The organism is Streptomyces sp. NPDC001406 (assembly GCF_042895285.1).
In the GTDB taxonomy this organism is placed as follows: Bacteria; Actinomycetota; Actinomycetes; order Streptomycetales; family Streptomycetaceae; genus Streptomyces.
This window is the reverse complement of sequence record NZ_JBIAWG010000020.1, coordinates 96,345-109,500: the sequence shown is the minus strand read 5'-3', so window position 1 is coordinate 109,500 and position 13,156 is coordinate 96,345. Positions and strand designations below refer to the sequence as shown.

Annotated in this window: 11 protein-coding genes; all 11 read right to left on the bottom strand. The window is 72.0% G+C overall.

Annotated features, from left to right (window positions below):
• Positions 1-49 precede the first annotated feature (49 nt).
• Positions 50-289: a DUF6052 family protein gene (locus ACFY1J_RS38170; protein ID WP_390708497.1), complete on the bottom strand. Its 240-nt coding sequence runs from the start codon at positions 287-289 to the stop codon at positions 50-52.
• The gene (locus ACFY1J_RS38165; protein WP_390732840.1) at positions 261-1,568 is read right to left on the bottom strand and encodes a phenylacetate--CoA ligase family protein; all 1,308 of its coding nucleotides are present in this window, start codon (positions 1,566-1,568) and stop codon (positions 261-263) included. The genes ACFY1J_RS38170 and ACFY1J_RS38165 overlap by 29 nt, the downstream gene beginning before the upstream one ends.
• Positions 1,569-1,663: 95 nt before the next feature.
• A complete protein-coding gene (locus ACFY1J_RS38160; protein ID WP_390708495.1) occupies positions 1,664-2,320 on the bottom strand; it encodes an anthranilate synthase component II in 657 nt (218 codons plus the stop codon).
• Complete coding sequence (locus ACFY1J_RS38155; protein ID WP_390708494.1) at positions 2,317-3,795, bottom strand: anthranilate synthase component I family protein; 1,479 nt, start codon at positions 3,793-3,795, stop codon at positions 2,317-2,319. Before ACFY1J_RS38155 ends, ACFY1J_RS38160 begins: the two co-directional genes overlap by 4 nt.
• Positions 3,796-3,811: 16 nt before the next feature.
• Positions 3,812-5,254 carry a phenylacetate--CoA ligase family protein gene (locus ACFY1J_RS38150; RefSeq protein WP_390732839.1) on the bottom strand — a complete coding sequence of 481 codons (1,443 nt, stop codon included), beginning with the start codon at positions 5,252-5,254 and terminating at the stop codon, positions 3,812-3,814.
• A complete protein-coding gene (locus tag ACFY1J_RS38145; protein WP_390708492.1) occupies positions 5,251-5,922 on the bottom strand; it encodes a flavodoxin family protein in 672 nt (223 codons plus the stop codon). The genes ACFY1J_RS38150 and ACFY1J_RS38145 overlap by 4 nt, the downstream gene beginning before the upstream one ends.
• Positions 5,923-6,126: 204 nt before the next feature.
• Complete coding sequence (locus ACFY1J_RS38140) at positions 6,127-7,371, bottom strand: cytochrome P450 (RefSeq protein WP_390708491.1); 1,245 nt, start codon at positions 7,369-7,371, stop codon at positions 6,127-6,129.
• Positions 7,368-8,372 (bottom strand): methyltransferase, encoded by a 1,005-nt coding sequence (locus ACFY1J_RS38135; RefSeq protein ID WP_390708561.1) that lies wholly within the window; start codon positions 8,370-8,372, stop codon positions 7,368-7,370. Before ACFY1J_RS38135 ends, ACFY1J_RS38140 begins: the two co-directional genes overlap by 4 nt.
• Positions 8,373-8,508: 136 nt before the next feature.
• The gene (locus ACFY1J_RS38130; RefSeq protein WP_390732838.1) at positions 8,509-10,614 is read right to left on the bottom strand and encodes an MMPL family transporter; all 2,106 of its coding nucleotides are present in this window, start codon (positions 10,612-10,614) and stop codon (positions 8,509-8,511) included.
• 206 nt (positions 10,615-10,820) lie between these two features.
• A complete protein-coding gene (locus ACFY1J_RS38125; protein WP_390732837.1) occupies positions 10,821-11,609 on the bottom strand; it encodes an alpha/beta fold hydrolase in 789 nt (262 codons plus the stop codon).
• Between the two features lie 190 nt (positions 11,610-11,799).
• Positions 11,800-13,095 carry an acyltransferase family protein gene (locus ACFY1J_RS38120; RefSeq protein ID WP_390708488.1) on the bottom strand — a complete coding sequence of 432 codons (1,296 nt, stop codon included), beginning with the start codon at positions 13,093-13,095 and terminating at the stop codon, positions 11,800-11,802.
• Between the last annotated feature and the right edge of the window lie 61 nt (positions 13,096-13,156).

Here is a 13,156-nt window from a genome sequence, read left to right as displayed (position 1 = left end):
AGGAGGGGGCGGACCGGCCGGTCCGCCCCCTCCTCGGTGTGCCGGTGGCTCAGGCCGCGAGGCCCGCGGCACTCGGTGCTGTCCCGTGCCGCTCGGGCGGCGCGGGGCGGTAGTAGTCGTCCAGGTCCACGGCCTGGCCGTCGAGGGCGACGCGGAGTTCGGCGAGGGCGCCGCGCAGGGCGGCCTGGACGGCCGGCACCCGGCAGGTGCCGGCGAGGTCCGTCAGGGCGCGGTAGCTCTCCAGCAGACGGTCCCGCTGCTCAGGCGTGAGCGAGGTGTCGTTCGTCATGAAGTCGTGCCGCCTTCCACTTGGTTCGGGGCAGGCTGCCCTGCGGGGCGAGCTCCACCTGGGGCCGGATGCCGATCTCGCGCTTGAACTCCGCGGCGATGCGCGCGCACAGGTCCGCCGCCGCCTCGCCGGTGATCTCGCCCGCCTCGGCCCGGACATGGATGGTGTCGAGTCCGCGCACCGTGCGGATGGACGAGCGGAACTCGTTGACCTCGGTGAAGGAACGCAGTACGTCCTCGATCATCACCGGGGTGACCGAGACGCCCCGGATCTTGCGCATGTCGTCGACGCGCCGCAGGATGCCGCCGTCGAGGAAGTCCCAGGTCCGGCCGCAACCGCATTCGCTGTAGGGCCGCTTGACCACGATGTCCTCGGTCCAGTGGCGGAAGAGCTGCATGCCCTCGCGGTACAGGCCGGTGGTGACGCGGACGCCTTCCTCGCCGTAGCCCACCGGCTGCCGCGTCTCGGGGTGCAGCACCTCCTCGATGACGGTCGGCTCGTTGATGTGGCAGGCGCCGCGGCGCGTGGGGCACTCGAACATGAACACCGCGCCGAACTCGGTCGTCCCGGCGGCGTTGAAGACACGCGCGCCGAAGGCCTGCTCGATGGTGCGGGTCGTGAAGTCGGAGCGCGGCTCCGCGCCCGCCAGCATCACCTGCACGTTGGCGTCCCGGGCGAGGTCGACGCCCATCTCGCCCGCGGTCTCGATCAGCCGCATGGCGTAGCTGGGGGTGAGGCCGAGGACCTCGATCCGGTAGTCGACCAGCAGCCGGACCACCGTCTTCGAGTCCAGGCTGCCGGCCGGTACGACGGTGCAGCCCATGCGCTCCAGCGCGTAGTGCATGCCCCAGAAGCCGGCGAACAGGCCGTATCCGAAGGACACCAGGGCCTTGTGATGGGCGCGCACACCGTTGCTGTACAGGGCGGTGCAGAACGTGTCGGTGATCCACTTCCAGTCGCGTTCGGTGTCGAACGTGCGCACCGGGGGGTTGCCGCTGGTGCCGCTGGTCTGGTGGTGGCGCACCCCGTGCACCGGGTCGAGCGAGGGCCAGGTGCCGTACGGCGGCGCGGCCTGCTGGGAGGCGAGGAGGTCCGCCTTGTACAGCAGGGGCATGCGCTCGGTGTACGCGGCCATCGAGGTGATGCCGTCGGGGATCCGCTCGGCCCAGAAGGGGGAGTTGTGCCGGGCGTGGTCCAGGGCGCGCTGAAGGCGGCGCCACTGCCACTGTTCGAGTTCCTCGCGGGGCATGGTCTCCGCTGTGCCGTTCCAGTACTCCACGTCGCCTCCGGGGTGCGTGACTCCGACTCGGCGAGCCCATCATGCGGTCGGACGGCGGCGCATCTCGATCCGTGCCCTCTTCGAGGCCGTGGGCCTCACGCCGCCAGGACGTGGCCCCGCTCGGCGGCGAACTCCCGGACGCCGCGCAGGAAGTTGGAGATCATGCGCATGCCGTGTTCGGTGCGGAAGCTCTCCGGGTGGAACTGGACGGACTCGATGGGCAGCGTGCGATGGCGCAGTCCCATGACATAACCGTCCTCGGCGGAGCGGGCGGTGACCTCCAGGGTCGCCGGCACGGTCGTCTCGGGCACGATCAGCGAGTGGTAGCGGGTGGCCGAGAAGCGGTCCGGCACTCCGGCGAACAGCCCGCGTCCGTCGTGCTCGACGTGGCTCGCCTTGCCGTGCATCAGCCGCCCCGCCGGTACCACCCGGGCCCCGTAGGCGCGCCCGATGGCCTGGTGGCCGAGGCAGACGCCGAACAGCGGCAGCCGGCCGGCGAAGGACTGCACGATCTCGACGTGCCCGGAGTCGTCCGGGTGACCGGGGCCCGGGCCGAGCAGGATCGCGTCGGGGCGGCGCCGTTCGACCTCCGTCAGCCGCAGGGCGTTGGAGCGCACCATCAGCGGCTCGGCCCCGGCGGACATCAGGTACTGGCGCAGGATGTCGACGAAGCTGTCGAAGGCGTCGACCACCAGGATGCGCGGTCGTGGGCCTGGGTGCCCGGCCGTGGCGGCGGGCGAGGGTGTCGTCACAGCAGCTCCTTTCCGGTGACCGCCCAGTGGGCGGCACTCATCTTGGCCAGCGTCTCGCGCCACTCTTTCGCCGGTTCGGAGTCGGCGACGATCCCCGCCGAGGCGCGTGTGCGGTAGACGCCGCCTTGGTGGAAGAGGGTGCGGATGCACAGCGCGAGGTTGGTGTATCCGCCGATGTCGATCACGCCGAGCGCACCGGCGTACAGGCCGCGGCGGCTGCGTTCGAGGGACTCGATGATCTCCATGGCCCGGATCTTGGGCGTGCCGGTCATGGTGCCGGCGGGGAACAGGGCGGCGATCGCGTCGTAGACGTCCTTGTCCGCCTCCGCCTGTCCGGACACGGTCGAGACCAGGTGCAGGACGTGGGAGTACCGTTCGACGGCGAACTCGTCGGGGACGTCCAGGGAGTCGGCCTCGGCGATCCGTCCGATGTCGTTGCGGCACAGGTCCACCAGCATGGTGTGCTCGGCGATCTCCTTGGGGTCCGAGCGCAGCCGCCGGGCGCCCGCCTCGTCGTCGCCGGTGCGCGGCAGCGTCCCGGCGATCGGCCGCATGGTGACGGCGCCCTGCTCGATCCGTACGAACAGCTCCGGGCTCGCGCCGATGACGCACTGGCCGCCGACGCTCGCCAGATACATGTACGGGGAGGCGTTGCGGCGGCGCAGCCGCTGGTAGACGTCGACGGGGTCGGCGCCGGAGCGGATGGTCAGTTCGTGGCCGATCTGCACCTGGTAGATGTCGCCGACCGCGATGTGTTCCAGGCAGCGTTCCACGTCGCGGCGGAACGCCTCGGGGTCGGTGTCGTCGCTGACGAGCGCCTCGGGCACGTCGTCCGCGGCGGGTTCGGGCCAGGCGCTCTCGGCGTCCTCCAGCAGCGCGGTGATCTCCCGCGGGTCGAACGCCGGCCAGGCGTCGGACTCGTGCAGCAGCAGCTCGGTCCGGTCCTCGCCGACGTCCCGCACCACCAGGCCCTGGTGCAGGACGAGTTCCACGTCCGGCAGGTCGGGCCCCTGCTCGATGAGGTGGGGCAGGTCCTCGACGTAGCGCACGGTGTCGTAGCCGAAGTAGCCGAGGAAGCCGAAGCGGAAGCGGGTCGCCGAGCCGGGGGCGTCGAACAGCGCCTGGGCGGTGCGCAGCAGCGGCCACAGGCCGGCCAGGGTCCGCAGCCGCAGGGTGCCGTCGGCGCCCTCGGCCACCAGCGGCCGGATGCGCTCCAGCAGCGGATCGCGCAGCGCGGGGATGCCCTCGACACGGACGGCTCCGCCTCTGACCGCCACGGACAGCAGTGCGCCGAAGCCGACGAACTGGAAGCGGCACTCACGGATCGGGCCCGCCGCCGATTCGAGCAGATAGACGCTGTCGGCGCCGAAGCGCGCGGCCAGCGCGCGGTAGGCGGGCAGCATCGGCAGCTGGGGGAGCCGGCACGTCCGGGTGGTCACCCGGACCGCGGCCGGTGCCGGGCATGGCTCGGTCATCGCGGGTTCCTTCGGTTCACGTGGTGATCGCGTAGCGGTGCGCGACCTGCCGGGCGGTGACGGCCGCACTGTCGGGGGCGGAGCGCAGATCGAGCACCCGGGCCGCCTTCCAGCTCACGAAGGAGCCGGTGTGGGTCACCGGGTCGAGGTCGGTCTCGATGACGACCCTGGCCCGGGCGCCGGTCAGCGCGCGTAGCCGCCCGGCCACGGCATCGGCGACGGCGTCCGGGTCCGCGGCCCGGGGCAGCAGGTCCATGTGGACGGTGATCTCGTCCTCGCCGTCGCCGGTCCGGTCGATGACGACCTGGTAGCCCAGGCAGCCGCGCACCCCGTCGAGGACTGCCGTCTCCAGCTGTCCGGGGTGGAGCCGGGCCCGGCCGAGCGCGATGCGGTCGGCGGCCCGGCCGACGACCTCGACGACGGGGCCGGGCAGCGGTGCGCCGGCCGGTGCGGGGGTGATGCGGACCAGGTCCCCGGTGCGGTAGCGGATCAGCGGCTTGATGCCGTCGACGAGCATGGTCAGCACCAGCTCGCCCTCTGCGGTGTCGTCGAGCACGGCCCCGCTGTCCGGGTCGATCAGCTCGGTCAGGTAGTTGGGCGCCGACAGGTGCAGCCGGCCGTCGTCGGCGCCCGTGGCGATGCACAGTGCCTCCTGGGAGCCGTACAGCGCGGGGCGTACGACGGCCTGGGGCCACACGGTCGACACATTGGCGGCGAACTGCGGTGTGCAGATCTCGCCGAGCACCAGGAACAGCTTCACCGGCAGTTCGGCGAGGTCGTAGCCGTAGTGCAGCGCGGCCTTGGCGAGGCTCAGGCACAGGGCGGGCGCGCAGACCACGACCTCGACGCCCAGTTCCTCGATCAGGCGCAGCGCCTTCTTGAAGCCGACCCGGGGCGACTCGGGCCAGATCTTGACGTGGCAGGCGCCGAGCGAGGCGGTGACGGCGCTGAACACGTCGCCGAACGCGTACAGCTCCGAGGGGCCCATGAGGCCGACGACCGGCATGCGGTCGCCGAAGCGGGAGCGGAACAGCCGCCGCCAGGACTCCTCGACGGCCGCGTTGGAGGTGGCGATGTCCCTGGGGCCGCGCGGGCACGGTGTGGCGGCGCCGGTGGTGCCGTTGGTCTCGTAGTAGATGCTCGCCTCGCCGACCCGTCCGGACAGCACGTCGTACATCTCGCGCCGCAGGTCGTCCTTGGTGGTGAAGGGCAGCGCCGACAGGTTCTCGGGGGTGACGGCGTCGATGTCCACGCCCGCCAGGTGGCAGCGGTAGAACGGGGAGCGTTCGGTGACGTGGTGCAGCACCGTGGTCAGCTGGTCCTGGCGCCAGTCGGCCAGTCGGGCGTCGGTGAGGGTGGAGTCGTAGAAGGCCCGGCTGACGTTGCGGTAGGCGGCGAGGAAGTCGTCGAGGTTCTGGCCGCGCGCGGGGGCCCGCAGGGTCTGCAGCGCGGTGGTCACGCCGGCACCTTCGTCTCGTTCAGGGCGAGGCCGACGCGCTCGTTGACGTCGCCGGAGACCAGCAGGTCGTCACGGCCGGTCAGCCGGCGGTGCTCGTCGAGCAGCTGGATCATGTCGACCATGCGGTCGACCATGCGCTGCACGTTCTTCAGCCCCTCGTCGTCCTTGAGCGCGTCGCCCCGGTGCAGCGCGTGCACCGTGGCCGGGAACCCGCTGCCCACCACGATCATGCGGTTGAGCAGGGCGTTGACGGTGAGCTGGGCCCACACCTCGCCGGCGCTGTAGCGGCGGGCGACGGAGATGATGCCGGCGACCTTGTTGCTCAGCGGCCGGTCGAAGCGCAGATAGCCGACGCCGGCCCGCTCGATGAAGGTCTGCATCAGGTTCGCGGTGCCGAATCCGTGCACCGGCGCGGCGAAGACGATGCCGTCCGCGTCGATCATCTTCTGCACGACGCCGGGCACGCCGTCGGCCAGTGCGCAGGGGACGGGACGGTCGTTGCAGTCGCCGCAGGGGCCGCACCGTTCCATCCGGATGTTGCGCAGGTCGACGGTCTCGAACTCGACACCACGCTGCTCGGCGATCGCGGCCGCGTGCCGGAGGACGTCGGCGGTGTTGCCGTCCCGCTCCGATCCGTTGATGGCGAGGATCTTCAGACGTGTTGTCACGAGGTGTCTCCTTCGGAGGATCCGGACGGCGCCGGTGCCCGGCGAGCACATTCCCTGCCGTTGTCGGCCCGTTGACTCCCTGAAATCGTCATGTCTCCGCACCGATCCGGGCATCTTCGTAAATGCTGGATGGACCGACGGCCCCGAACCTGGTAGTGGTTCGGGGCCGTCGGCGGTGGAGGAGGCGCGTCGCGCGGGTGGTGCTCAGGCGGTCACGGCGACGGGGAAGGTGTCCAGGCCGCGTACGACCCAGCGGTCGCGGTAGACGGGCGGCTCTGTCGCCCTCAGGCGGGGGAAGCGGGCGAACAGCCGGGGCAGCGCGATCTGCGCCTCCAGGCGGGCGAGCGGGGCGCCCAGGCAGAAGTGCCCGCCGGCGCCGAAGCTCAGGGGCCGGTTGTCGCGCCGGTCCGGATCGAAGCGGGCCGGGTCCGCGAAGCGCCGCGCGTCGCGGTTGGCGGCGGCCAGGATCAGCGTCAGCCGGCTCCCGGCGGGCACGGCGGTGCCGGGCAGCTCGGTGTCGGCGGCCGCCCAGCGGCTGGTGACGTGCACGGGCGGCTCGAAGCGCAGGATCTCCTCGACGTATCCCGTGACGAAGTCCGGGTCCGCGCACAGCCGTTCGGCGAAGGCGGGCCGTTGCAGGGCGAGCAGGGCGCCGTGGCCGATGAGGAAGCTCGTCGTCTCGAACCCGGCCGTGAGCAGCACCATCAAGGTGCCCATCAACTCGTCGTGGCCGAGCCGGTGCGGGTCCTCGTCGTGGGTGTTCACCAGGTGGGTGACGAGGTCGTCGCGGGGCTCGCGGCGGCGCCGGCCGGCGAGGTCGGCGAAGTAGGCGGTCATCTCGTCCATCGCGCAATCGGCGCGCTCCAGGGCCGCGGCGTCGCGGAAGCCGTCCGTGGAGACGGCGATGGTCGAGGCCATGTCGCGGAACCACACCTGGTCCTGCTCGGGGAAGCCGAGCATGGCGCTGATGACGGCGACGGGCAGCCGGGAGGCGAACTCGGCGATGAGATCGACGGCCGACCCCGTGGCGCCGAGACCGGCCATGCGGTCCAGCAGCCGCTCGGTCATCTCCTCGATCACCGAGCGCAGTTGGCGGATCCTCGGCGGGGTGAAGGCGAAGCCGGCCACGGCACGCAGCCGGGTGTGGTCGGGCGGATTGCTGTACAGCATCGAGCTGGTGAAGGCGCGCAGCGAGGAGTGGTCCCGCCAGAGGGGTGCCGACGCGTCGTACCGCGCGGCGTCCTGGACGTGGAGGCGGGTGTCCCGCAGTGCGCGGTCGCACTCCTCGTACCCGACGACGACCAGTTTGCCGGGCCCGAGCCAGGCGGCCTCGCCATGGGCTCGGACCGCCTCGTACCAGGGGTAGGGGTCCTGGCGGCCGCTGACCGTCGTCAGCGCCGCCCAGGCCTCCTCGGCCGTTGTCGTCCCGGTGGCCGTCCGGGGCCTCATCGGGCCGCGGCCAGTTGGATGATGACCGACGGGCCCGCGGGGTGGACCGCCACGACGTCGAGTCCGGCGGCGGCGCCCAGCGCGGAGAACTCGGCGACGCCCCGTTCCTTGGCGCCGTACACGCACAGCATGCGCAGGTCCATGCCGGTGTGCGGCGTTTCTCCGGCGGAGCCGACCGTCTCGATGACGAAGACCGAGCCGTTCTCGCCAGCCGCCTCGGCGCAGCGCCGCAGGATGGCGGTGGCGGGCTCGTCGTGCCAGTCGTGCAGGACCAGGGAGAGCACATAGCCGCCCGCGCCCGGGGGCAGCGGGTCGAAGAAGCTTCCGGCGACGGTGTCGGCGCGGTCCCCCAGCCCGGCGGCGGCGAACCGCTCCTTGGCGGTGTGGGTGGCGTCGGGCAGATCGACGACCGTGCCCCGCAGGGCCGGGTTGGCGTGCAGCAGTTCGGCCAGCAGCGAGCCGTCGCCGCCGCCGACGTCGACGACATGGCCCAGGGACGCCCAGTCGAACCCGGCGACGACACCTGGGGCGCGCTCGGCGACGTCGGCCCCGAGCAGCTTGTTGAAGGAGGCGACGCGGTCGGGGTCGGCGGTCAGGTCCTCCCAGTACTCGCGTCCGTAGCGGACCGGGAAGGCGGCCTCGCCGGTGCGGACGCTGTGCAGCAGCTCGACGAACGACAGCTCGCCGCGGCCCGCGCCGTCGATGTCGAACCAGGCCCGGATGCCGGCCGGGTGGTCCTCGCGCAGTGGTTCGCCGAGGGCGGTCAGGGCGTAGTGCCCGGTCTCGTCGCGTTCCAGGACGCCCCGGACAGCGAGGTAGCGCAGCAGGCGGTCGAGCGCATCGGTGTGCGCGCCCGCGGCCTCGGCGAGCTCGGCCGCGGTGCGGCGCCCCGCGGCGATGTGGTCGGCGATCCGCAGCGTCGCCGCCACGCGCACGGCCATCGGCGTGCCCAGACTCGCCATCGCCCACAGCTTGGCGGCCGATCCGTCCCCGTCACCCAACACGGCATGTCCTCCCTTGGTCGGCGGCCCCCTCCCGGAGCCGTGGCCTTCATCGTGGCGCACGGGCGGTCGGGGGCCATCTCCCTTGTTGCGCTGCTGACTTGGGGGTCGCAGACGGACGGAGCGGCGCTTGTCGTCAGACGCTTTCGAGCGTCTGCCGGCGCTCCGGCTCGGACGCCGCCGCCGCGGGTGCCGCACGGTCCGCGGACAGCCGGCCCGGTGCCCAGAAGCGCGGGCCGAGGTCCAGGGCGAGCGCCGGCACCAGGACCGTACGGACGAGGAAGGTGTCGATCAGGACGCCGATGCAGACGACGAAGCCCATCTGGGCCATCGCCACCAGCGGCAGCCCGGCGAACACGGCGAACGTCGCGGCGAGCACGAGGCCGGCCGAGCTGATGACGCCGCCGGTGCTGCTCAGTCCGATCAGGACGCCCTTGGTGTGACCGTGCAGGGCGGTCTCCTGCTTCACCCGGTGCATCAGGAAGATGTTGTAGTCGATGCCGAGCGCGACGAGGAAGACGAAGCCCAGCAGCGGCACCGTCCAGTCGACGCCGGGGTAGCCCATGACGTGGTCGAACAGGAGGTTCGAGGCGCCGAGGGCGGCGAAGTAGGACACGACGACCGTCGCCAGCAGGACGAGCGGCGCGACCAGCGCGCGCAGCAGCCACACCAGCACGAGCAGGACGACGAGCAGGACCAGCGGCACCACGACGTCCAGGTCGCGTGCGGCGGCGTTCTCCTTGTCCAGGGCCTGGGCGGCGGTGCCGCCGACGAGTCCGTCGACCCGGTCCCGCAGGGCCTCGACGGTGTGCTTGGCCGCGTCGCTGTCGGGTGTGCCGGGCAGCACGGCGGCCAGCTGGGTGAGGGTGCCGTCGGGGGTGCGGCCGACGGTGCTGACCTCGACGACGCCCTTCGTGCCGCGGGCGGCGCGGGCGGCCTCGGCCGCGTCCGGCGTCTTGACGACGATCGTCGCCGGGTCGGCGGAGCCGGACGGGAAGTGCTGGGAGAGCTTCTCCTGGGCGACGACCGACTCCGGCTTGTTCTGGAACCAGTCGGTCTGGCTCAGCCCCATGTTCAGGCCCAGGGCACCCAGCGCGAGGGCTCCGGTGACGGCGAGCGAGGTGATCCACGAGGCGCGGGGCCGGGCCGCGACGGCCTGGCCGACGCGCTCCCACAGCGGGCGGGCGGCGCGCACGGGCGCGTCCTCGCGCGGCACGAGCGGCCAGAACACCCAGCGGCCGGCGATGACGAGCAGGGCCGGCAGGATCGTGACCATCGCGAGGAAGCCGCACAGGACGCCGATGACGCCGACCAGGCCTATGGAGCGGGAGGAGTTGATCTCGGCGAAGGAGAGGCAGGCCAGGCCGATCGCGACGGTGCCCGCGGAGGCGAGCACGGCGGGTCCGCTGCGGCGCAGGGCGGCCTGCATGGCCGTGTGCCGGTCCGCGTGGCGGTGCAGTTCCTCGCGGTAGCGGGCGATGAGCAGCAGCGCGTAGTCCGTTCCGATGCCGAAGACGAGGACCATCAGCACGCCCGAGCTCTGCGGGTCGACCTGGAGGCCCGCTCCCTTGGCGAGGAGGTAGGTGCCGGCCTGGGTCAGCACGGAGGCGAAGGCGACGGCGAGCGCGGGGAAGAGCCACAGGACGGGGCTGCGGTAGGTGAGCAGCAGCAGGACGACGACGATGAGGCCGGTGGCCATCATCAGCGTGCCGTCGAGGCTGTCGAAGACGGTGAAGGCGTCGGCGAGCGAGCCGGCGGGGCCGCCGACGCGGGCGTCGAGCCCGGGCGGGGCATGGGCGTCCGCGATGCGGCGCAGCTCGGCGATCTTGTCGGCGACGACCGACTGCTCCTTGCCGGGCAGCGGCACGACCACCATGAGGGCCTTGCCGTCCTTCGACTCGACGACCGGCGGCACCTGCCGTCCCTCGGCGGCGACCTTCGCGAAGGCGGCGTGGTCGGCCCGGACCTTGGCGCGGGCCTCGTCGCTCAGTGTGCCCGTGTCGCTGTAGACCACGACGGCCGAGGTCAGGTCGTCGGTGCGGAACTTCTCCAGCTCCGTGTTCACCTTGGCCGACTCGGCGCCGCGCGGCAGGAAGGCGTTGGCGCTGGTGTCCTGGACCTCGCCGAGCTTCCCGGCGAGCGCGCCGAGCGCCATCACCGCGATCAGCCAGGTCACGAGGACGAGCCATTTTCCGCGACGGCTGCCGGGCACGCCGGCAGCTCGCTCGAACCATGCTCGCATGGAGTTCTCTCCTTCAAGGGGGACGTTCCGCGGCCGGGCGCGCTGCGGCCGCACGGCGGGGACGTTTCATCGTCCCGGGCGTTCAATCGGGGCCGCATCTTCCGTATTGCTGAATGCGCGCATGCGGCAGCGCCCGTGGAGCCACGCTCCACGGGCGCTGCGCGGTGCCGCCCGGCGGGTCGGGCCGAAGCCCGGTGCCGGTGGCCTCAGTTGGCGAAGAAGTTCTTCAGCTCGGGCGCGAGGACGGCCGGGTCGACGGCGATGCCCTGGCCGGCCAGGGCGTGCCGGCGGGCGTCCGGCAGGGCGTCGGTGACCGCCTGCGCGGAGGCCTTCAGCCACGCGTCCGCCTCACCGCCGTGCACCACGAACACCGGGGCGGTGACGGATGCCAGTTCCTCGGCCGGCAGGGCGAAGTCGTCGCCGACGATGGTCGTGTCGTACGGCAGCGTGTGCGCCAGGGCTTCGAGGCCCGCCCAGAACGGGGCGAACTTCATTCCGGCGACGGCCTCGGCCGGCGCCCCCATGCCCTCGGTCATGAAGAACTCGACGGCCTCGGCACGCTTGCCGGACGCGCTCAGTTCCACGAGGCGGGCGGTGAAGCCGGCCGGGGGCCGCGGGCCGGACTCGTCGACGACGTACGGCGGGTCGTAGACGGCGATCTGCGTGATGTCCAGACCGGCGGCCGCGGCCTTGAACGCCAGGGCGCCGCCGGCCGACAGGCCGAACACCCTGGCCGAGCCGCCGGCCTCGGCGATCAGTGCCGCGAGGTCCTCGATCTCGCGCTCCACGGCGTACTCGGCGGCGTCGCCGCTGTCCCCGCGGCCGCGGCGGTCGTAGTTGAAGACAGTGAAGTGGGGGGCCAGTTCCTCGGCCAGCTGCGTCATGGTCGGATGCGCCCGCTCGCTGAAGGAACCGCCCACGAGGATCAGCGGTTCGCCCTCGCCGAGGCGGTCGTAGGCGATCGTGGTGCCGTCGGCGGACTGAACTGTGTTCATTGTTCTCCTGAGACGTCAAGCGCCGGGCTGCGCAAGCGGATGTCGGGTGGTGTCCTGGTCCAGCCTGCTGACGGCGAGGGGCGCGGCGCATCTTCGGAATTGCTGCGTCCGCGCACAGGGCGCACGAAGCCCCGAGGGCCGGGAGGCCTTCGGGGCGGGTGGTGCGTGGTCGTGCGTGGTCGGGCGCGGGTCAGCGGGGTCCGGCGACGGTGTACGCCTCCTGCGCCGGGGTGGCGGTCCGGTCGGCGCCGTCCTTGCGGGCGGCCCAGCGTCCGACGGCCTTCACGATGGGGCGTTCGACGAGGTAGTGGCTCGCGCTGGCGGCCAGGATGCTGCCGACGAGCACCGCGGTCATCAGCTCCGGGAAGCCGATCGTGCCGCGCAGCTGGTTCATCAGGCCCGGCTGGGTGCCGAAGACGCTGCCGGTCTGGAACCAGAAGTACATGATGGCGAAGTGCCACAGGTAGATGCCGTAGGAGATGCGTCCCAGGTAGCGCGAGACGGGGTTGGCGACGATCGCGTCGACGACCCGGGACTTGGTGCCGGGGATCGAGAGCGGCATCACCATCAGGTAGGAGAAGACCAGCAGCAGGAAGTACTGGGTCAGAGCGAGGCCGACGCCCTCGTAGTCGCCGTAGCCGGGGCGGCCGAAGGGCTGGGTGCAGTTGAAGGCGTAGACGGCCAGGGCACCGATCCAGAACAGCAGCGGGTGGTTGGCGGCGATCCGGTACAGGGCGGGCTTGCGGTCGGGCCGCAGCTCGGCGAGGACGTGCAGGAGGGCCATCGCCATACCGAGGGCGAAGGCACCGCCCACCCCCAGCGGCCACCAGTACTTGGTGGGGTAGATGCCCATCTGCGGGCGGTGGATGTAGTACGTCCACACCGCTGATCCGACGGTGATGAGCGCCAGCGGCACCATCATGCGGCGCACCTTGCGCACCGGGTCGTCCGTGCCCCGGGCCAGCCAGTGCATCAGTACGGCCAGCAGCGGGAGGGCCAGGTAGTACTGCATCTCGGCCGGGACGGTCCAGGCCGGGTCCATGCCGGCGATCCACGTGTAGTCGTAGACCTGGAGCATCAGGATCGGCCGCAGCACGTACCAGACTCCGTCGACCGCGTCGAAGTTGAGCAGGAACACGCAGACCAGCGACAGCAGTATGTAGGCGGGCCACAGCCGGGCCAGGCGCTTGGCGAGGAACGGCCCGACCTTGGGGCGCTCGCCGCCGCCGAGTGTCCAGCGGGCGAAGGGCCGGTACAACAGCATGCCGGACAGGACGAAGAAGGGACCCAGCGCCAGCGGGCGCATACCGGCCAGCAGGTCGGCGAGGGCCTGGTTGCCGGGCCGTGCCGTGTAGGCACCCATGACTCCGGCGGCGAAGGACGTGTGGACGGCCGCCACTCCGAGGGCACACAGCGCGCGGACACCGTCGAGTCCCCCGACGCGCTTGGTCTGTGGGGCCGGTGCCGCGGCCCGATTGGCATTCACTGCGTCAGAGCTCCTCTGTGTCTCGATGGCTTGTTCAGCATGGGCATGGCGTGATTGCGGC

Bases quoted from the DNA above. Each gene is read 5' to 3' on its own strand.
- ACFY1J_RS38140 (WP_390708491.1), bottom strand. From the start codon at position 7,371: ATGAGGCCCCGGACGGCCACCGGGACGACAACGGCCGAGGAGGCCTGG.
- ACFY1J_RS38130 (WP_390732838.1), bottom strand. From the start codon at position 10,614: ATGCGAGCATGGTTCGAGCGAGCTGCCGGCGTGCCCGGCAGCCGTCGC.
- ACFY1J_RS38155 (WP_390708494.1), bottom strand. From the start codon at position 3,795: ATGACCGAGCCATGCCCGGCACCGGCCGCGGTCCGGGTGACCACCCGG.
- ACFY1J_RS38125 (WP_390732837.1), bottom strand. From the start codon at position 11,609: ATGAACACAGTTCAGTCCGCCGACGGCACCACGATCGCCTACGACCGC.
- ACFY1J_RS38170 (WP_390708497.1), bottom strand. From the start codon at position 289: ATGACGAACGACACCTCGCTCACGCCTGAGCAGCGGGACCGTCTGCTG.